Origin of the sequence: Streptomyces sp. NPDC058664 (assembly GCF_042716635.1) — a bacterium.
Lineage (GTDB): Bacteria > Actinomycetota > Actinomycetes > Streptomycetales > Streptomycetaceae > Streptomyces.
The window spans coordinates 198,934-220,980 of record NZ_JBHXRW010000003.1 but is presented as its reverse complement, the minus strand read 5'-3'; the positions used below and the strand labels follow the sequence as shown (position 1 = coordinate 220,980).

The window sequence follows — 22,047 nt, the reverse complement described above, 5'->3', positions numbered from 1 at the left end:
TTCCCCCGCGGGCCGGCCTTCCCCTGCCGCCGGCCCGCCCCGCGGTGCGCACACAGGCACCCACCCGTCCGGGCCCCAGAACTCCACGCCGATGCGAGAACGGTCTATGTACGCAAACAATTCTGTCGTCGATGTCATCCGCCGCAATGTCTCCGAGCGCGGCACCGATCTCAGCTACGCATTTCTCGCCGACGCCGGCGGTGTCGACACCGAACTCGGCATGGTCGAGATCGACAGGCGTGCGCGGGCGATCGCCGTCTCACTCCTCGAGCGGGCGAGGCCGGGTGCACGGGTCATGCTGCTGTATCCACCGGGCGAGCACTTCGTCGTGGGATTCGTGGCCACGCTCTACGCCGGTATGGTCGCCGTCCCCGTCTACCCGCCGGACCCGATGCGGATCGCCCGTACGCTGCCCCGGCTGCGCGCGGTGGTGCAGAGCTCCCGGGCCGAGATCGTCCTCTCGGACAGCCTGGTGCGGGCCTTCACCCACGAACTGTTCGAGCAGCAGGCGCCCGAGGTGGCCGGACTGCCCTGGGTGGTGACCGAGGACGCGATGCTGGAGGGCGCCGACGACTGGCGCCGCCCCGACCTGACGCCCGGCTCCGTCGCCCTGCTCCAGTACACCTCCGGCTCCACCGGCACCCCCCGCGGTGTCGTGGTGACGCACGGGAACCTGCTGTCCAACGGCGCGGCGATCGCGAGCGGTTTCGGGCTGGGCGAGGGCGACGTCGTCGCCTCGTGGCTGCCCTTCTACCACGACATGGGTCTGCTGGGCGGTGTGCTGCAGCCGATGCTCTCCGGCCTGTCCAACGTCCTGATGTCCCCGCTGGAGTTCATGCGCCGGCCCATGCGCTGGCTCGAGGCCATCTCCTCCCGCGGCGCGACCGTCAGCGGCGGCCCGAACTTCGCCTTCGACCTCTGCGTCAACAAGAGCACCCCCGCCGAGCGGGAGAGCCTCGACCTGTCGTCCTGGCGGGTCGCCTTCTGCGGCGCCGAGCCGGTGCGCCACCGCACCCTGGAGCGCTTCGCCGAGGCGTTCGCCCCCAGCGGTTTCGACAGGTCCGCGCTGCTGCCCTGCTACGGCCTCGCCGAGGCCACCCTGTTCGTGGCCGGAAGCGGTCGCGGCAACGGTGCCCGCACCACCCGTGTCGACCGCGCGGCCCTGGAGCGGGGCCGCGCCGAGACGCGTGCGGACGGCGACCTCCTGGTCTCCTCCGGACAGGTGGCCGAGGGGCACGAGATCGCCGTCGTCGACCCGGAGTCCGGCGAGCGCGCCGCCCCCGGCACGGTGGGCGAACTGTGGGTGCGCGGCACCTCCGTCGCCTCCGGCTACTGGGAGGACGAGACCGCGACAGAGGCGTCCTTCGGCGCCCGGCTCGCGGACGACCCGAAGCCCTATCTCCGCACCGGCGACCTCGGTTTCGTCCTGGACGGCCAGATCCACGTCACCGGCCGCCTCAAGGAGATGATGGTCGTACGCGGCCGCAACCTCTACGCGCACGACCTGGAGGAGACCGTCGTGGCGGCCTCGCCGTGGGCCCGTCCGGGCTGCGGCGCCGCGTTCTCGGTGGAGACCGGGAACGGCGAGGAGTGCGTGGTCCTGCACGAGGTCGCGGTCGGCACCCCCGAGGAGGAACTGCCCGGGATCGCCGACGCGATGGCCGCCGCCGTCCAGCAGGAGCACGGCATCGCCCTGGCCGACGTCGTCCTGCTCGGCGCCCGCAGCCTGGCGAAGACCTCCAGCGGCAAGATCCAGCGGCTGGCCGGCCGGACGGCGTACACCGCGGGTCAGGTCGAGGGCGAGCTGTACCGCCGCTCCGCGACCGCGCAGGCCCGCGGCGAGCGGCGGCAGCTCACGCTCCCGTCGCGCCCCGAACTGCTCGCGCTCTCCCCCGAGGAGCGCGTCGACGTGATCGAGCGCGCCCTGAGCCTGGTCGGCCGGGGCGAGGGCGACGCGCCCGCCACCATGGTCGCCGAGCTCGACCTCGACTCCCTCGCCGCCGTCGACCTCGCCTTCCGGATCGAGGAGCAGCTCGGCGCGGTCGTCGACCCGGGGCTGCTGCTCCGGCCGACGAGCCTGCGCGAGGTGGCCGCGGCGGTCGAGGAGCAGGCGCGCACCGCCCCCGAGGCACCCGTACGCCAGGAGGCCGGGCGGCGCGGCGGCGCCGTACCGCTGTCCGCCGGTCAGCGGTCGCTGCTGTTCATGCGGGACCTCGAAGGTCCGGACTGCCTGCAGAACGTCTCCGTCGCGGTCCGGCTGCGCGAGCCGGTCGACGCCGGGGTGCTGTCCGCCGCCGTCCGTCACATCGGCGCCCGCCACCCCGTCCTGACCTCGCGCTTCGACGTCGACGGCAGCCGGACCGCGCAGCTGATCGACCCCGGTGTCCCGTTCGAGCTCGACGTCGTCGACCTGACGGGCGAGGCGGAGCCGGTGCTCAGGGCCCGGGTCGACGCGTGCGCCCTCGCGCCCTTCGCCATCGAGCACGGCGACGTCGCCCGCGCGAAGCTGTTCACCGGCTGCGGCGCCCCGGTCCTGGTGCTCGCGCAGCACCACGCCATCACGGACTTCTGGTCGGTGGTGACCCTCCTCGACGAGCTGACCACCGTCTACGGCGACCTGCTGCGCGAGCGGACCCCCGAGCTTCCGGAGGCCGTCGGCTACGAGGAGTTCGTCCGCTGGCAGCAGGACTACGAGCGCTCCCCGCGGTGGGAGGCCGATGAGCGGTACTGGCTCGACCTGCTGGCCGGCGACGTCCAGGCGCCGACGCTTCCGGTACGGGAGCGTCCGCGGCCGGAGAAGGGCATCGCGAGCCACCGGGTGACGGTGGACGCCGAGCTGCTCGCCGGGCTCGAACGGGCCGCGGGCGACGGCGGTACGACGGTGTTCTCGGTCCTGATGGCGGCGTTCGAGGTGCTCGTCGCGGCGCACAGCGGCGCGCGTGACTTCGTGATCGGCGCCACCACGGCCGGCCGTCCGCAGGCGCGTTTCCGCAACACCCTCGGCTACTTCGCCAACACCCTTCCGGTCCGCGCCGAGCCCACCGCCCACCGAAGCGTCACGGAGCTGATCCGCAGCACCGGGCAGCAGCTGCGGCAGTCGCTCGGCCACCAGCACTTCCCGGTCAGCCGGCTCGTCGAACTGCTCCGCGCCCAGGGCAACACCTCGGCCGCGATCAACACGGCGGTCGTCTTCGAGCGGCCGCACAACGCGATCGCCGAGGACGTCACCTCGGTGCTCTTCGGCGCGGGCCGCGACAGCGCGGTCCTCGGCGACCTCACCATCGAGCCGTTCCCGGCCGGCGAGCTCGCCACCCAGTTCGACATCACCCTGCACGCCGTTCCCGCCGACGGCGGCCTGCTCGCCCACATGCTGGTCCGCTCGGACCGCTTCGAGGAGTCCCTCGCCGGGCAGCTGGGCGAGCAGTTCCTCGAACTCCTCCGGCAGATCGTCGTGCACGGCGACTCCCCCGTCTCCGCGCTGCGCCTCGCCGGCGCGACCGAGTCCCTCACCCGGGCCGACGTCCCCGCCCGCACCCTGCCGGACGTCACCTCCGTGCACGAGCTGTTCGAGGCGACGGCCGACCGCACCCCCGACAGGACCGCCCTCACGGCCGGCGCCGTCGAGCTGACGTACGCCCAGGTGGAACGCGCGGCGAACCGCCTCGCGCACCGCCTCCGGCAGGACGGCCTGGGGGCCGAGGACACCGTCGGCCTGTGCCTGGAGCGCTCCCCCGAGCTGATCGTCGCGATGCTCGCGGTCATGAAGTCCGGGGCCGCCTTCGTCCCGCTGGACCCGACGCTGCCGCAGCCCCGCCTCGCCGACATGGTCGGCGACGCGCGGTGCGCGCGGATCCTCTGCCACGCCGCGACCGAGGAGCTCGCGGGCTCCCTCGGCACCGCGACCCGCGTCGACGACGATTCCGCCGCGGACCTGCCCGATGACCGGCCCGCGCTCGCCGTCACCGGCGACAACCTGGCGTACGTCATCTTCACCTCCGGTTCGACCGGACGCCCCAAGGGCGTGCAGATCGAGCACCGGTCGCTGCTGAGCTACCTGCTGTCCTTCCTCGACGCCTTCGACGTCGAGGAGGGCGACCGGGTGCTGCAGTTCGCCCCGCTCACCTTCGACCCCTGCCTGGAGGAGATCTTCTCCGCCTGGACCCGGGGCGCGGCGCTCGTGCTGCGCGACGAGTCCGTGCTGGGCTCGCCGGAGCGGTTCTGGGCCTGGTGCGAGGAGCAGCGGCTCACCCTGGTCGACATTCCCACGGCCTTCTTCCACGTCCTCGTCACCGCCCTGGAGGCCGGTGCGAAGGTGCCGCCGACGCTGCGCTCGATCCTCATCGGCGGCGAGGCCACCCACCCCGACAAGCTCGCCCAGTGGTTCGCGGCCGACCGCGGCCACGTCGAGCTGTACAACCGCTGGGGCACCACCGAGACCACGGTGTGCTCGACCGTCGCCCACCTCGGCCCCGAGTCGGGTCAGGTCTCCCGCGCCCGGGACGTGTCGGTCGGCGCCGACATGACGGACGCGGTGATCCACGTCCTCGACGCCGAACTGCGGCCCGTCGCCGACGGTGTCGTGGGCGAGGCGTACATCGGCGGCGCCGGTGTCGGACGCGGCTACGCGTCGGCGCCCCGCAAGACCGCCGAGCGGTTCGTCCCCGACCCGTTCGCGACCGGCCCCGGCCGGCGTCTCTACGCCACCGGCGACCTGGTGCGCCGGTCCGCCGACGGCGAACTGCGCTACGTCGGCCGCGCCGACCAGCAGGTGAAGGTACGCGGCTACCGCATCGAGCTCGGCGAGGTCGACGTGGCGCTGCGGCGCCACCCAGAGGTCGCGGAGGCGGCCGTGGTCGCCTCCCGGGGCACGGGCGAGACGGAGCTGATCGCCGCCGTCACCGGCGAGGGCGTCGGCGTCGAAGGGCTGCGCGACTGGCTCAACCGCGAGCTGCCCGGCTACATGGTTCCCAGCCGGCTGCTCGTCCTCGACCGGATCCCGCTCACCTCGAACGGCAAGGTGGACGCGCACGCGCTGCGCGAGCTCGCCCTCGACGTGTCCCGCTCGGCCGGATCGGCGGACATGTCGCCCCTGGAGAGCAGGCTCGCGGCGATCTGGCGCGAGGTGCTCGAAGTCGCCGGGGTCGGCCTCGACGAGGACTTCTTCGCGCTCGGCGGGCACTCGCTGCGCGCGGCGGAGCTCAACACCCGGGTGCGCCGGGAGTTCGGCGTGCAGCCGCCGCTGCGGATGTTCTTCGAGTCCGTGACCGTACGCGCCCAGGCGGCGCGGATCGCCGAACTCGTCGCCACGGCACCGGCCGAGGCCGTCGCCCCGACGGAGGCCGCGCCCGCCGCCGACGTGCCCGCTACCGACGTGCCCGCCGCCGACGCGCCCGTCCTGTCGCTGGGCCAGCGCCGGCTGTGGTTCCTGGAGAAGTTCGCCCCGGGCTCCCGCGCCTACGTCGTGCCGGGTGTCCTGCGGCTGTACGGGGAGCTCGACCGGGCCGTCCTGCGCGGCGCGCTCGACGCGATCGTCGAGCGGCACCCCGCGCTGCGCACCGGCTTCAAGGACGAGGGCGGCCGGCCCGTGCCCTTCACGCACGCCGGCTCGACCTGCCCCTTCGAGGTCATCGACCGGACGGCGGTCGCCCCCGCCCGGCGCGAGACCGAACTGGCCGGACTCGTCGGCGACCACGCCCGCCGGCTCTTCGCGCTCGACGAACCGCCGCTGATGCGCGCCGCCCTGGTGGAGTTCGGGCCCGACGAGCACGCCCTGCTCCTCGCCTTCCACCACATCGTCTCCGACGGCCGCTCCATGGAGGTCATCGCAGGTGAACTGGCCGCGCTGTACGCGCACGGCGTGGGCGCCGGCGACGGCGAACCGCCCGCGCCCGTCCACGAGTACGCCCGCTGGGCGGCCGACGAGAGCGCCCGCCTCGACTCGGCCGAGGGCCGGCGCGGCCTGGAGTTCTGGACCGGTCACCTCGGTGGGGCGCCGCTCGCCCTCGACCTGCCCGTCGACCGGCCCCGGCCGGCCGTACAGACCTTCGACGGCATGCGGGTGCCGCTGACGCTGAGCCAGGACGACTCCGACCTGCTGCGCTCGCTCGCCCGCGACCAGGGGGCGACGGTCTTCATGGCGCTGGCCGCGTGCATGACCTCGACCCTCTCCCGGCTGACCGGGCAGGACCGCGTGGTCATCGGCGTACCCGACGCCAACCGCACCGGCGACGGCGCGTACGACGACGTCGTCGGCTTCTTCGTGAACACCGTCCCGCTCTGCTTCGAGGCGCCGGCCGGTGCCACAGGGCGTGACCTCGTCGGCCGCGCCCGGGCCACCACGCTGGAGGCGATGCCGCACAAGTGGGTCCCGTTCTCCGCGATCGTGGAGGCGAGCGGTCAGGACCGCGACCCGAGCCGCAGCCCGCTCTTCCAGGCGATCCTGGACGTCCGCAGCGGCGCGCTGCCCTCGCCGGCCCTGCCCGGCCTGCGGGTCGAGACGGCGCCGCTGTACACCGGCACCGCCAAGACCGACCTGACCTTCGAGATCACCGACGACGGCGGGCCGCTGACGGGCTGGCTGGAATTCAACTCGGACCTGTTCCGGCCGGAGACCGCGCGGCTCGTCGCCCGGCTGTTCGGCGAGACGGCCCGCGCCATGGCGCGACGGCCCGACGAGCGCGTCGAGACCCCCTCGGCTGCGGCGGCCCTCGACCGCTGGCCGTCCGCACCGGACACCGAGCAGCGGCCCGACACCTTCTGGGCGCGGTTCGAGCAGATCGCCGACAGCCGCCCCGACGACGTCGCCCTGGAGGGCGCCGACAGCGCGCTGACCTACGGCGAACTGCGCACCCGGGTGGACCGGGTCGCCCGGGTGATCGCCCGGGAGTTCGCCGTGCGCCCCGGGGACGTCGTCGCCGTGGCGGTCGAACCGTCCGTCGAGGCGGTCGTCGCCGTCCTCGCGGCGCAGCGCTGCGGAGCGGCGTACCTGCCGATCGACCCCGCCTACCCGGCCGAGCGCAAGGACTTCATGCTGGCCGACTCGGGAGCGCGCGGTCTGGTGACCCGCGACCTCGTGGAGGCGGCGCTGCGCGAGGCGCCCGCCGGGACGGCCGCGCTGCCGCAGGCGGTTCCGGACGCCCCCGCGTACCTCCTGTACACCTCGGGATCCACCGGCCGCCCCAAGGGCGTCCTCGTCTCCCACCGCTCGCTCGCCAACCTCACGGCGTACCAGGCGCCCGTCTTCGGGATCGACGCCGGCACGCGCATGCTCCAGTTCGCCAGCCTCAGCTTCGACGCCTCCGTCTGGGAGATCTTCTCCACGCTCGCCGCGGGCGGCACCCTGGTCGTCGTCGGCCGTGAGCACGCCCTCGTCGGCGAGGCGCTCGCCGACGTCCTCGCCGAGCGCGCCGTCACCGTGTGCCTGCTGCCGCCGTCGGTGATCGCCACCCTGCCCGCCCGCGAACTGCCGGCGCTCACCACCCTGGTGTCCGGCGGCGAGGCCTGCCGTGCCGAGCTCGTCGAGCGGTGGCAGCCGGGCCGGCGCTTCGTCAACGCGTACGGCCCCACCGAGTGCACCGTCGTCATCACGGCCGCCGCGTGCGAGCCGGGGCGTCCCGCCTCGCTGGGCGCGGTGCTTCCCGGCGGGACGGCGTACGTCCTGGACGCGGAGCTGCGGCCGGTGGTCGCCGGCGCGGTCGGCGAGCTGTACGTCGGCGGCGCGGGCCTGGCCCTCGGCTACCACGGCCGGCCCGGACTGACCGCCGGACACTTCCTGCCCGACCCGTTCTCCGCCGTCCCCGGCGCCCGGATGTACCGCACGGGCGACCTGGTCCGGCTGCGCGCCGACGGGACCCTGGACTACCGCGGGCGTGGCGACAGCCAGATCAAGCTGCGCGGCTACCGGATCGAGCCGGCCGAGATCGAGTCGGTGCTGCTGGCCCTGGACGGTGTGACGCAGGCCGTGGTGAGGGGCGTCGACGGGGTCCTGGTGGCCCACGTCGAGTCCGCAGACCCGGAGCTGAACCCGCGGGCGCTGGCGAAGCTGTGCGCGGCCGCACTGCCGCCGCACATGGTCCCGGCCGCGTTCGTGGTCCGCGGCGAGCTGCCGCGGCTGCCCGGCGGCAAGATCGACCCGGGCCGTCTCGGACGCCCGCGCCGCGCCGACTTCGCGCACACCGACTTCGCCGAACCGGAGACGGAGACCGAGCGGACCGTCGCCCGCGTCTGGGCCGAGGTCCTCGACGTCGACGCGGTCGGCGCCGACGACGACTTCTTCACCGTCGGCGGCCACTCCCTGCTCGCGACCGTGATCACCTCGCAGGTGGCCGAGGAGCTCGGCCGGGAGGTCCCGCTGCGGGCCCTGTTCGAGGCGCCCGTGCTCCGCGACTACGCCGCCCTGTGCGACGCCGCCGCCGTCCGGGACACCTCCGGCGGGATCGCGTCCCACGCCGCCGGCGGAGGCGACGCGCCGCTGTCGGTGATGCAGGAGCGGCTGTGGCTCCTCGAGGAGATCGAGAACGGCTCCGGCCACAACGCCTTCACCGGCCGCTACCACCTGGCCGGCGCGATCCGCCTCACCGGCGCACTCGACGAGGCCGCCCTCCAGCGGGCCGTCACCCGCCTGGTGGACCGGCACACCACGCTGCGCACGACGGTCGCCCACCACGAGGGCGTGCTGACGCAGACCGTCCTCGACCGCGCCGACATCACGCTGACGCGCACCGCCCTGACCGGCGCGACCGCCGAGGAGCGGGCCTCCGAGGCCCTCGCCCTGGTGGCGCGCGAGGCGGCCGAGCCGATGGACCTGGCGACCGGCCCGCTGCTGCGGGTCCGGCTGCTCCGGCTCGGCGACGACGACGCGGTGCTCGTCCTGACGCTGCACCACATCGTCGGCGACGGCTGGTCGATGGAGATCCTCAAGCGGGACCTCACGCACTTCTACGCGGAGGAGACCGGCCACCGGCCGGACACCCCGCTGCCGCCGCTGAAGGTCACGTACGAGCAGTTCTCCCGCCGGCAGCGCCACCAGCTCGACTCCGGCGGCCTCGACGCCTCCGTCGCGTACTGGTGCGAGCAGCTCGACGCGCTGCCCTCGCTCACCCTGCCGGTCTCGCGCGGCACGTCCGAGCCCGCGTCCGACCGGGGCCACCGGGCCACGGCGACCGTCACGCCGGAGCTGCGCGAGGCGATGGAGCGGCTCGCCGCCGAGTCCGGGGCGACCCTGTTCATGGTGCTCGCGGCGACCCTCCAGCTCACCCTCGGACGGCTCGCCGGGCAGCGGGACTTCGCGATCGGCGTGCCCATCGCGGGCCGCCGGCACCGCGAGGTGGAGGACCTCATCGGTTTCTTCGTCAACTCGCTGGTGCTGCGCGCCGACCTGTCGGGCGACCCGACCTTCGCCGAGCTCCTCGACCGGGTCAGGAGCACCACCCTCGACGCGTACGAGCACCAGGACGTCCCGTTCGAGACGCTGGTCGCCAGGCTCGCCCCCGAGCGCGACCTGAGCACCACACCGCTGTTCCAGGTCTACCTGAACCTGCTCAACATCCCGCCGCACCGGGCCGAGCTGCCCGGCCTCACGGTCGACACCTTCGCCGTCCCCGACCTGGGCGCCAAGTTCGACCTGACCTTCTACGTCGACCCCGCGCGGGAGGGCCTCTCGCTCGACCTGATGTACGCCGCCGACCGCTTCGACGAGGCGACGGTGGACGAACTGCTCGCCCAGTGGATCAGGGTCATCGAGCAGGCGGTCGCCGACAGCGGCAGCCCGATCGACTCCCTGCGGCTCGACACGCCGCTGGCGCGCCGCGAGCTGCCCGACCCGGCCGCCCCGCTCGACACCACCTGGTACGGGTCGGTGGTCGAGCAGTTCGAGCGGCGGGCCGCCCGTGAACCGGGGCGGATCGCGATCAGCGAGCCCGGCCAGGAACTCACCTACGGCGACCTGGCCCGGGCGACCGCCGCGATGTCCGGGCTGCTGAACCGGCAGGGCGTCGCCAAGGGCGACGTGGTCGCCATCTACGGCGAGCGCGGCGCTTCGCTGGTCTGGGCGATCCTGTCCGTCATGCGCGCCGGCGCCTCGTTCGCCGTCCTCGACCCGAGCTACCCGGCCGACCGCATCGCCGACTGCCTCGCGGTGGCCCGCCCGAGCGCCTTCCTCCAGCTGGAGGGGGCGGGGGCCGTACCGCTCGCCGTGGACACCGCGCTCCAGGAAGCCGCGCTGCGCTGCCGCTTCGAGCTGCCGACCCGTCTCGCGGACGCCCGGCACCTGGTGCCGCAGGACGCGGAGCAGGCCGCGGCGGTCCCGGTGGGGCCGGGGGACTGCGCGTACATCGCGTTCACCTCGGGTTCCACCGGCAAGCCGAAGGGCATCAGGGGCAGGCACGGCTCCCTCACCCACTTCGTGCCGTGGATGGTGGAGACGTTCGGACTGCGCGAGACCGACCGCTACAGCCTGCTCTCCGGCATCAGCCACGACCCGCTGCACCGCGAGGTGTTCACACCGCTCGTCACGGGCGCCACGATCTGCGTGCCCGACCGGCTCGACGTGGAGACCCCGGGCCGGCTCGCGCAGTGGTTCCGTACCGCGCAGGTCTCGGTCAGCCACATGACGCCTCCGATGGCCCGGCTCTTCGACCAGCTGTCGGTCGCCCCGGGCACCCTGCCGCTCCTGGAGCGGGTGTTCTTCCTCGGCGACACGCTGACCAGCCGTGACGTACGGGCCATCACCCGCATGGCGGGCTCGGCGACCTGCGTCAACCTGTACGGCTCCACCGAGACGCAGCGCGCCGTCGGCTACCACGTGGTGCCCGCGGCCCACGGGACCGCCGACACCGACCCGGGGGTCACGTACCCGCTGGGCCGCGGCATGAAGGACGTCCAGCTCCTCGTCCTGAACGGGGCGGGGCAGCAGGCCGGCGTCGGCGAGCCGGGCGAGATCGCCATCCGCTCCCCGCACCTCTCGCTGGGCTACGCCCACGACGAGAAGCTCACCGCCGCCAAGTTCGTGCGCAACCCGTTCGGGGACGACGACGGCGACCGCGTGTACCGCACCGGCGACCTCGGCCGGTACCTGCCCGACGGCTCCGTCGTCCCGCTCGGCCGCGCCGACAACCAGGTCAAGATCCGTGGCTACCGCGTCGAGACGGACGAGGTGCAGCACGTGATCTGCGCCGCGCCGGACGTCCAGGACGCCCTGGTCATGGCCCGGGAGGACGCGAGCGGCGAGAACGCGCTGGTCGCGTACGTGGTGTCGAGGCCGGGCACCAGGGCGGTCGGCAACGAGGTGAAGGCCTTCGTCCGCAAGCGGCTCCCCGACTACATGGTCCCGGCCTTCGTCGTCCCGCTCGACGCCTTCCCGCTGACCCCGAACCGCAAGATCGACCGGGCGGCGCTGCCCGAGCCCTCCTCGGCGACCGGCGCCCACGAGGACGGGCCGCGCGCGCCGCTGACCCCCACCGAGGAACTGGTCGCCGGACTGTGGCAGGACGTGCTCGGCGCGCCCAAGGTGGCCCCCGAGGACAACTTCTTCAACCTCGGCGGGCACTCCCTCATGGCCACCCAGGTCGTGTCGCGGATCCGCCGGGTGTTCGGCTGCGAGATCGCGCTGCGCACGCTGTTCGAGAAGCAGACCGTCCGGGACCTCGCCGCGCACATCGACGGCGTCGCCGGTGGCGCCACCGCCACCGAACCCGTCGTCGCGCTGCCCCGTACCGGCCCGCTGCCCGCCTCCTACGGTCAGGAACGCCTCTGGTTCCTCGACCAGCTGGAGGGCGACACCGGTGCCTACAACAGCCCCACGGTCGTCCGCATGCGCGGGCCCCTCGACACCGACGCCCTGGCCGCGACGCTCGACGAGCTGGTCGCCCGGCACGAGGTGCTGCGCACCCGCCTGGTCATGGACGACGGCCGGGTCGGCCAGATCGTCGAGCCGGCCGACGCGGTCACCATGCCGCTCACCGTCGTCGACCTGAGCGACGAGCCGGCGGAGACCGCGGAGGAGCGCTGGCCGCGGCTCGTCGACGAGGCCGCCCGCCACCGCTTCGACCTGGCCGAGGCCCCGCTGGAGCAGGCGACCCTGATCCGACTCTCCGCCGAGGACCACGTCTTCGTCCTCACCGTGCACCACGTCGTCGCCGACGGCTGGGGCCTGCAGATCCTGGTCCGCGACTTCGCGGCCCTGTACCAGGCACGCCGCCAGGGCACGGCCTCCCCGCTGCCCGAGCTCGACGTGCAGTACGCCGACTGGTCGAGCTGGCAGCGCGACCGCGTCGAGGGCGGCGACCACCGGGCGCAGCTCGACTTCTGGTGCGAGACGCTGGCGAAGCCGGCGCCGCTCCTGGAGTTCCCGGCGCAGCGGCCGAGGCCCGCGGCGATGACCAACCGGGGCCTGACCGTCCGCCGGGTGATCGACGCCGAACTGGTCGGCGAGGTCCGGCACGTGGGCCGCGAGCACAACGCGACCCTGTTCATGACCCTGCTCGCCGCGTTCAACTGCCAGCTGCACCGCTACAGCGGCGCCGCCGACATCGCGGTCGCCACCCCGGTGGGGACCCGCTCGGTCGAGATCGAGGACGTGGTCGGGTTCTTCGTGAACACGATCGTCTTCCGCAACACGCTCTCCGCGGAGGAGTCCTTCACCGACCTGCTCGAACGCGTCCGGTCCACGACGCTGGCCGCCTACGCCAACCAGGACGTCCCCTTCGACCGGGTGGTGGACGCGCTCCAGCCGAGCCGGGACCTGAGCATGAGCCCGCTGTTCCAGGTCATGTTCACCCTGCACAACGCGCCCTACTCGGAGATCGACCTCGGCGACCTCAGGCTGGAGCGGCTGCACGCGCCCTCCCTCAACGCCAAGTTCGACCTCAGTCTCGACCTGGCCGAGGAGAAGGACGGCCTGCACGCGACGCTCGAACTCAACGCCGACCTCTTCGACGAGGAGACCGGCGAGACCCTCCTCGACCACTTCGAGGCCCTGCTCGGCAGCATCGCCGCCGCCCCGGCACGGCCCGTGGCCGACCTGGAACTGCGCCCGGACGCCGAGGCCGCGGCCCAGGACGCCCTGAGCGCGGGACCGCCGGCCTTCACGCCGATGACCACGGCCGAGTCCCTGGAGCACTGGGCGCGGCACGCCCCGGACGCCCCCGCCGTCATCGACGGCGACACCGTCTGGACGTACCGCGAACTGCGCGACCGGGTCGCGGCACTCGCCGAACGGCTGTCCACGGCGGCCACGGGCCCCGAGCCCGCCGTGGTGGTGTGCGCCGGGCGCTCGGCCCGGCACATCGCCGCCGCCCTCGCCTGCGGCGCGGCCGGCGCCACCTACGTGCCGGTCGGCCCTGCCGTACCGGACCGGCGGATCGCCGCCGTGCTCGACCGGCTCGGCGAGGTCGTCGCGGTCACCGACGACGAGCAGGCGGACCGTATCGCCGGCCTGCTCGGCGAGGGGCGCGGCACCTGCCTCGTCCTCGACGACTCCGTCTCGGACCGTCCGCTCGACACGCGGGACACCCACCCGGCCCGCCGCGCCTACGTCATCTTCACCTCCGGTACGACCGGTGAGCCCAAGGGCGTGGAGATCGAGCGGGCCGGACTGCTCAACCACCTGGAGCTGATGGCCCACGACCTGGCACTGACCTCGGACGACGTCATCGCCCAGACCGCCTCGCAGTCGTTCGACATCTCCGTCTGGCAGATGCTCGTCGCGGTGACGCGGGGCGCGGCCACCGTCGTCGGCGACGACGCCACCAGCAGGGACGCCGAGGCGCTGCTCGCCCTCGTCCGGGAGCGCCGTGTCAGCGTGCTCCAGCTGGTGCCCGGCATGATCAGGGCGCTCCTCGACCACGCCGAGGAGGGCGACCTGGCGAGCCTGCGGTATCTCATCGCCACCGGCGAGGCCCTGCCGCCGGACCTCGCGGCGGACTGGCTGCGCCGCTTCCCCGGGATCCCGATGGTCAACGCCTACGGACCGGCGGAGTGCTCGGACGACACCCACCTCGCGGTGCTCACGACACCGCCGCCGACCGACCGGGCGGTCACGCTCGGCGGTCCCGTCGCCGGTGTGACCTCCTACGTCCTCGACGCGCAGGGACGGCGCCTGCCGTTCGGCGTGCCGGGCGAGCTGGCCATCGGCGGACCGGTGGTCGGCCGCGGCTACCTCGGTGACCCGAAGGCCACCGCCGAACGGTTCGTCCCCGACCCGTACGCGGCGGAGCCCGGAGCCCGGCTGTACCGCACCGGCGACCGGGTGAGGCTGGGAGCCGACGGCCGTCTGGAGTTCCTCGGACGGCTCGACGACCAGCTGAAGATCCGCGGCTTCCGCATCGAGGCCGGTGAGGTCGAGACGGCCCTGTGCGAGCTGCCGGCCGTACGGGAGGCGGCGGTCGTCCTGCGCGACTGCGACGGCGAACCGACCCTGGTGGCCTGCGTGGTCGGCACCGAACGCGACCCGGCCGTCCTGGCCGCCGCCGTCGGGACCCGCCTGCCGCGCTACATGGTCCCCACCGGCTACGTCTTCGCCGACCGGCTGCCGCGCACCCCGAACGGCAAGGTCGACCGGGCCGCGCTCCAGCGGGACGACGTCACCGTCGAGCGGGTCCGCCGGCGCTTCGAGGAGCTGTCGGGTCCGACCGAGCGGCTCGTGGCCTCGGTCTTCGAGGAACTGCTCGGCACCCCGGCGGTCGGCGCGTCCGACGACTTCTTCACCCTGGGCGGCCACTCGCTGCTCGCCACCCGTCTGGTGGCCGAACTGGCCGCGCAGACGGACATCGAACTGCCGTTGCGCGCGGTCTTCGAGCAGCCCACCGTGCGCGGCGTCGCACAGGCCCTGGAGGAACTCCAGCTGGCCGGGCTGAGCGAGGCCGAGCTCCTCGAACTCGAGGTGCTGCTCGACGGAGTGACCGACGACCAGGCCCGCGAGCTGCTCGCGGCCGGCGAGGAGAGGGACGCATGATCCGGGAAGCCGCCATCGAGCGGGAGAGCGTCGAGAGCCTGTCCGCTGCCAAGCGGGAGCTGATGGCCTCGCTGCTGCTGGCCCGCGGAAGGCAGCGGGCCGCGGCACGCGTCATCCGCCGCCGCGACCCCGCGAAGCCCGGCCCGCTGTCCAGGGGCCAGGAGCAGCTGTGGGTCGCCGAGTCCCTCGCGGACGGCCGGCCGCTGTACAACGTGCCCTACGGGGTACGGCTGCGCGGTGCCCTCGACGTCACCGCGCTGCGGACCGCGCTCGACGGGCTCGTCGCCCGCCACGCCGTCCTGCGCACCGTCTACCGCCAGCTGCCGGACGGTGGCCTCGAGCAGGTCGTCCTGCCGGCCGGTCCGGTGGAGCTGCCGGTCGAGGAGGCCGGTGACGAGGAGGCCGCCGTGGCCGCCGCGCAGCGCGAGGCGGCCCTGCCGATCGACCTGACGGACGGCCCCGTGATGCACGGACGGCTGTTCCGGATCGCCGCCGACGACCACCTCCTCGCCCTGGTCGTGCACCACATCGCGACCGACGCCTGGTCGGTGGGCGTCCTCCTGGAGGACCTCGCGGAGCTGTACGACGCGGCCCGCGAGGGCCGGTCGCCCCGGCTGCCCGCCCTCGGCATCGACTACGCCGACGCGGCCGCCCACGAGCGGGCCCAGGAGCCCGAGGACTACAACTGGCTGGTCGCGCAGTGGCGCGAGCAGCTGGCCTGGGCCCAGCCGCTGGGCCTCTCGCCGAACGGGGACCGGGGCACGGCCCGTACCGGCCGGCGCATCCGCCGCCAGTGGGACGGGCAGTTCGGCCGCGATCTCCAGCGGACCGCGGAGGCCCACCGTACGACCGTCTTCAACGTGATGCTCACCGCGTTCGCGGTGCTGCTCAACCGGTACACGGGTACCTCCCGGTTCGCCGTCGGCACCGTCATGGCCAACCGGAACCGGCAGACCGAGCGGCTCGTCGGCTACTTCGCGAACACCGTCCCCGTGGTGGCCGACCTGTCCGCCGGCGGCGGCAGCCTCGGCGACGTCCTCGCCGGGATCACCCGTGAGTCGCTGTGGGCGCAGGAGCACCAGATCCCCTTCGACGTGCTCGTCGACAAGGTCGCGCCGCAGCGCACGCTGGCCGAGAGCCCGCTGTTCGAGGCCATGTTCGTCTTCAACAACGGCCCCGGCCACGAGATGCGGCTGCGCGACCTGTCCCTGACCCCCACCCATCTGCACTCGGGTACGGCCAAGTTCCCCCTGGACCTGTCCTGCGCGGTGACCGACGACGAGGTCATGGTGTCGCTGGAGTTCGACGAGTCGGTGCTCGACACCGCCGCCGCCGAACGCCTCCTCGGCCACTACCGGCGGCTCCTCACCGGGCTGTGCGAGACCCCGGACGTCCACGTCGACAACGCGGACCTGCTCACCCCGGCCGAACGGGAACTGGTCGTCGGCGAGTGGAACCGTACGGGCGAGGAGTACCCGGAACACGCCACCGCGCACGGCCTGTTCGAGCAGTGGGCGGACCTGGAGCCCGACGCCACCGCCGTGACCTGCGGCGACGAGGCCGTGAGCTACGCCGAACTCGACGCGCGCGCCAACCGGCTCGCCCATCTGCTCCTCGCGGAGGGCTGCGGCCGCCACCAGCGCGTCGGCGTCTGCCTGGAACGCGGCATCGACCTGGTCGTCGCCCAGCTCGCCGTCGCCAAGACGGGCGCGGGCTACGTCCCGCTCGACCCCGGCTACCCGGCCGAGCGCCTCCAGTGGATGCTGGCGGACTCCGGTGCCCGCCTGGTCGTCACCCGTGACGACCGGCTCGCCGGCGACGGCGTCACGTCCGTCGACCCCGCCTCCGCCGCGTCCCGCCCCGCGACCCGGCCCGAGCGCGAGGTCCGCCCGGACGACCTGCTGTACCTGATCTACACCTCGGGCTCGACCGGCCTGCCCAAGGGCGTACTCCTCGACCACCGGGGCCGCGTCAACAACTTCACCGACTTCAACCGGCGCTTCCTCGTCGGCCCCGGCGACAAGGTCCTCGGCGTCTCGGCGCTGGCCTTCGACATGAGCGCGTACGACGTGTTCGGCACGCTCATGGCCGGTGCGACCGTGGTGTTCCCGACCCCGGAGGACGAGCGCTCCCCGCACCGCTGGATCGAGACGATCGAGCGCGAGTCCGTCACCGTGTGGCACTCGGTCCCGGCGCTGTTCGGGCTCCTCGTCGAGGAGTGCGAGACACGCGGCGGGGAACGGCTGCCGATCCGGCTGGTGCTGCTCGGCGGCGACTGGATCCCGCTGGCGCTCCCGCAGCGGGGAGCCGCGCAGCTCATCCCCACGGCGCAGCTGGTCAGCATGGGCGGCGCCACCGAGGTCTCCATGGACTCGACGATCCACCTGATCGGCGAGGTCCTGCCGGAGCAGCGCAGCATCCCGTACGGCGCCCCGATGGCCAACCAGACCGCGTACGTCCTCGACGCGGCCCTGTCGCCGCTGCCCGTGGGCGTGGCCGGCGAGCTGTACCTCGGCGGCGCCGGGGTCGGCTGGGGCTACCACAACCGGGCCCGGCTGACCGGCGAGCGCTTCCTGCCCGACCCGTTCAGCGCGCTGCCCGGGGCCCGGATGTACCGCACCGGCGACCGCGCCCGCTGGATGCCGGACGGCGACCTCGAACTGCTCGGGCGCATCGACTTCCAGATCAAGATCAACGGCTACCGGGTGGAGACCGGCGAGATCGAGTCCGCCCTGCGGGAGGTGATCGGCGGCGGCTCCTGCCTGGTCGCCGCGCACGGCCCGCGCGACGGCGCGAAGACCCTGGTGGCCTACCTGGTGGCGCCCCCGGGCGGCGGGATCCCCGAGGACGCCGAGCTCAAGCGGCGGCTGTCGGCGCGACTGCCCCAGCACATGGTGCCCGCCTCCTTCGTCCGCATGGAGGCCTTCCCGCTGACCCACAACGGCAAGATCAACCGGCGCGAGCTGCCGGCGCCCACGGCCGCCGTCCTCACCGGGCGCGCCGCGGGCACCGCGACCGAGCGGGCCCTCGTGACGCTGTGGCGCGAGGCGCTGGGCCGCGACGACGTCCCCGTCGACATCGGCTTCTTCACCCTCGGCGGCAACTCCATCGCGGTCATCCGGATGGTGAGCGCCGCCCGCCGCGCCGGGATCGAGATGACCCCGCGCATGGTGTTCGCCCACCAGACGATCGAGGCCCTCGCGAAGGCGGTCGACGAGGGCGAGGCCTCTCCGTCCTCCTCTTCGGCCACCGCCGCCGCGGCGGGCCGGACGAGGACCGGCGAGCCCGCGGTGACGCCCGGCCAGCAGCACATGCTGGACGTCCTGGAGAACGCCTGGGTGCCGGGCCTCTACCAGATGCAGTCCACGACGGAACTGCCCTTCGAGATCGACCCCGACCGCTTCCGGGACGCCTGGCAGCAGCTCACCGACCGCCACCCCGCCCTGCGCACCGGCTTCCGGCGCGACGGCGACGGCGCCTGGACCCCGGTCGTCGCCGACCGGCTCGCCCCGGTCATCGAGGTGCTCGACCGGAGCGGTCACGAGCCGGACGCGGTCGCCGACGAGCTGATCGCCCTCCTGGAGGCCGAACGCGCCGCGCCCTTCGACGTGTCCGAGCCGCCCCTGTGGCGGGTGTGGCTGGTGCGCGGCCCGTCCAGCTGGTGGCTGGGCCAGATCCAGAGCTACCTCCTCGCCGACGGCTGGTCGAACCTGGTGCTGCTCGACGAACTCCTCGCGCTCTACCTCGCCGCCCTCGAAGGCCGCGAGGCCGACCTCCCGCCGGTCCCCGCGCTCGACGCCGCCGAGGACACCGACCCCGCGGCGGACCGCGCCTTCTGGCAGGCCAGGCTGGCCGGGGCGCTCCCGACACGCCTCGCCGCGGAGCCCGGCCGGCTCGGCCCGTCCCGCTTCAGCCGGGTGGCGGACCGGGTGGACCCGGCCGTCGCCGAGGCGCTGCGCGGACGGGCCGCCGAGCACGGGCACACCTTCTCGACGCTGGCCTGCGCGGCCTGGGCCCTGCTCGCCGCCTCGCGCCTGGAGCGGGCCGACGTCACGGTCGGCGTGGTCTCGGCGGGCCGCGACCGGGCGGTCGACGGCCTGGAACGCGCCGTCGGGCTGTTCATCGCCGCCCTGCCGGTCCGGATCGGGGTGGACAAGGACGAGACCCTGACCGCCCTGTTCGACCGCTTCCAGCTGGCCCGCGTCGAGGGAGCCGAGCACACCTCGGTGCCCACCGGCGCCCTCCAGCGGATGGGGGCCGGCGAGGGACCGCTGTTCGACTCGGTCGTCGTCGTCGCCAACTACCCGGTGTCGTCGGCGCTGCGCGCCCAGCAGTCCGCGAGCGTGCGGCGGGGCGCCGAGAGCGACGGCACCCGCAACCAGACCGAGTACGCGCTCCGCCTGGACGTGACCGACGACGCCGAACCCCGTATCGCCCTGTCGTACTACGGCGACCGCGTCGCCGACGACGACGCCCGGCTGCTGCTCGACGACTACCTCGCGCTGCTCGCCGCCGTGGCGCGCACACCTGCCGCCACCGTCGGCCAGGTACTCCCGCTCTCCCCCCTCCCGATTGGAGACCCCCGATGACGGTCCTGGCAGATCTCACCGCGACCACCGAGGCGTTCGAGACGACGTCCACCGAGGTCTTCGAGTCCGCGTCGGCCGCGGCCTTCGAGACCGCGTCCCCCCGGGCGTTCGAGACCACGTCCGCCCAGGTGCCCGAAGCCGCCTCCACCCAGGTCTTCGAGACCCGGGAGTCCGCCGTCCGGTCGTACTGCCGGGCGTTCCCCGTCCTCCTCGCCTCGGCCCGCGGCACCACGCTGATCGCCGAGGACGGCACGGAGTACGTCGACTTCTTCTCCGGCGCCGGCGCCCTCAACTACGGCCACAACCACGAGCACATCAAGCGCCAGGTCGTCGCGCACCTGGAGGGCGACGGACTGCTGCACGCGCTGGACTTCCACACCGCGGCCAAGCGCGAGTTCCTCGACCGCTTCGCCCGGGAGATCCTGGAGCCGCGCGGACTGCACCACCGGGTCCAGTTCTGCGGCAGCACCGGCACCGACGCCGTCGAGGCCGCCCTCAAGCTGGCCCGCAAGCACACCGGCAGGACGCAGGTCATCGCCTTCTCCGGCGCCTACCACGGCGTCAGCCGCGGCAGCCTCGCCGCGACCGCCGACCTGTCGCTGCGCAAGGTGGCGGGAACGCACCTCGGCGAGGTCACCCACCTGCCGTTCCCGGTCGGCCCGCGCGGCGCGTTCCCGACCATGGACCTCCTGGAGCAGTACCTCGGCGACGACCTGTCCGGGGTCGAGGTGCCCGCCGCGGTGATCCTGGAGGTCGTCCAGATGGAGGGCGGCGTCTACCGCATCCCCGACGCGGACCTGCGGCGGCTGCGCGACATCTGCGACCGGTACGGCATCGTGCTGATCGTCGACGAGATCCAGGCCGGCTGCGGCAGGACCGGCGGCTTCTTCTCCTTCGAGCAGGCCGGGATCGTGCCCGACCTCATCACCGTCTCGAAGTCCATCGGCGGCCTGGGCCTGCCGATGTCGATCCTGCTCATCCGCGAGGGGCTCGACTCGTGGCAGGCCGGTGACCACCCGGGCACCTTCCGCGGCAACCAACTGGCGTTCGTCGCCGCCTGCGGCGCCCTCGACCTGTGGCGGAACCAGGCCTTCCTCGACCAGGCCCGCGACGGCGCCGAACTGCTGCGCTCCTTCTGGGAGAGCCACCCGCTGCCCGGCGTCGAGGTGCGCTGCGAGGGCCACGCGATCGGCATCGACCTGACCCACGCGGGCGGCCGCCGGGCCGCGGACGCCGTGGTCGCCCGGTGCTTCGAGCGCGGCCTGATCGTCGAGTCGACGGGCCGCGACAAGGCGGTCCTCAAGCTGCTGCCCGCTCTGACCATGGAGCCCGACGTGCTCCGCCACGGCTGCGAGCTGATCCACGAGGCCCTGCGCACGGAGCTGTCCCGCTGACGCGGACCGGCCCTCCCGACATCCCCACCCCACAGGACACAGGAAAAGGAACAGGACCCGAGATGACCATCGAATCGACCGAGAAGGCCGGGACCGTCCCCGGCACGATCTTCCCCGGGGCCACGGTGAAGACCGACGCGATCGACCGGATCCACGCGCCCTCCCGCGAGGAGTTCACGCGCGAGTACGTCTACAAGCGCAAGCCCGCCGTCATCACCGGCCTGATGGACTCCTGGCCGGCCATGGAGCGCTGGAACCTGGACTACTTCCGCGAGCACTTCGGCGACCTGGACATCCACGCCAACCTCCAGCGGCTCGACAACGAGCTGATCCTCGGCAACGTCGGCGGCTTCCGCGGGATGAAGCTGGCCGCCCTGCTCGACGAGATCGAGAAGAACACCGACGACAACCGCGCCTACTACTTGCGCGCCTACCCCGTCCACCGGATGGTCGAGCACTTCCCGGGCCTCGAGGAGGACTACGACCTCCCCGACCTGGCGCCGAACTGGGCCGACATCCGCTTCAAGGCGGACTGGCGGACCGGCACGGCCAACCCGGCCAGGCTCCTCGGCCTCTACCTCGCCAAGACCTTCCTCAACCGGGGCGGCGGCAAGGGCGCCCCGCGCGCGACCGTGTCCTCCCGCGTCGCGGCCGTGATGTTCGTCGGCAGCAAGGGCACCGTCACCCCGTTCCACAGCGACGGCATGCAGACCGCGGCGTACCTGAGCCAGGTCGTCGGCCGGAAGCGCTGCTACTTCGTCTCCCCCGACCAGCACGCGAAGCTGTACCCGCGGCCGTTCCGCCGCCAGTTCGGCATGGCGCAGGTCGACTACCGCAAGCCCGACCTGACGCGCCACCCGCGCTTCGAGGACGTGGTCGTGGAGGAGACCGTCCTGAACCCGGGCGAGACGCTGTACGTCCCCAGCGGCTACTGGCACGCCATCGAGGCCATGGACACCTCGATCTCGTACAGCCACCAGATCGTGGGCGAGGACAACGCCCTCGGCTGGCTGACCTGCATCCCCGAGCGCTACCTGGCGCAGCTGTACTTCAAGTCCCAGGGCGGTCTGCGCAACGTGACCGGCGCCAAGGACTGGGACGACTGGGCCTGACG

4 protein-coding genes are annotated in these 22,047 nt (G+C 73.6%); all 4 read left to right on the top strand.

The window, feature by feature from the left end; genetic code table 11:
• The first annotated feature begins 106 nt into the window (after nucleotides 1–106).
• The 4 genes from ACFWUY_RS04140 (at nucleotide 107) to ACFWUY_RS04125 (ending at nucleotide 22,045) form a co-directional block, all read left to right on the top strand.
• The gene (locus tag ACFWUY_RS04140) at nucleotides 107–14,950 is read left to right on the top strand and encodes an amino acid adenylation domain-containing protein (protein ID WP_384101760.1); all 14,844 of its coding nucleotides are present in this window, start codon (nucleotides 107–109) and stop codon (nucleotides 14,948–14,950) included.
• Complete coding sequence (locus ACFWUY_RS04135) at nucleotides 14,947–19,539, top strand: amino acid adenylation domain-containing protein (RefSeq protein WP_384101759.1); 4,593 nt, start codon at nucleotides 14,947–14,949, stop codon at nucleotides 19,537–19,539. The genes ACFWUY_RS04140 and ACFWUY_RS04135 overlap by 4 nt, the downstream gene beginning before the upstream one ends.
• Nucleotides 19,536–20,933, top strand: a complete 1,398-nt coding sequence (locus ACFWUY_RS04130) for a diaminobutyrate--2-oxoglutarate transaminase (protein WP_384101757.1) — start codon at nucleotides 19,536–19,538, stop codon at nucleotides 20,931–20,933. The genes ACFWUY_RS04135 and ACFWUY_RS04130 overlap by 4 nt, the downstream gene beginning before the upstream one ends.
• Before the next feature lie 62 nt (nucleotides 20,934–20,995).
• The gene (locus ACFWUY_RS04125; protein ID WP_384101755.1) at nucleotides 20,996–22,045 is read left to right on the top strand and encodes a cupin-like domain-containing protein; all 1,050 of its coding nucleotides are present in this window, start codon (nucleotides 20,996–20,998) and stop codon (nucleotides 22,043–22,045) included.
• The last annotated feature ends 2 nt before the right edge of the window (nucleotides 22,046–22,047 follow it).

What these genes read in the sequence shown, in the direction of transcription:
- ACFWUY_RS04140 (WP_384101760.1), top strand. Translation starts at nt 107, where the DNA reads ATGTACGCAAACAATTCTGTCGTCGATGTCATCCGCCGCAATGTCTCC.
- ACFWUY_RS04125 (WP_384101755.1), top strand. Translation starts at nt 20,996, where the DNA reads ATGACCATCGAATCGACCGAGAAGGCCGGGACCGTCCCCGGCACGATC.
- ACFWUY_RS04130 (WP_384101757.1), top strand. Translation starts at nt 19,536, where the DNA reads ATGACGGTCCTGGCAGATCTCACCGCGACCACCGAGGCGTTCGAGACG.
- ACFWUY_RS04135 (WP_384101759.1), top strand. Translation starts at nt 14,947, where the DNA reads ATGATCCGGGAAGCCGCCATCGAGCGGGAGAGCGTCGAGAGCCTGTCC.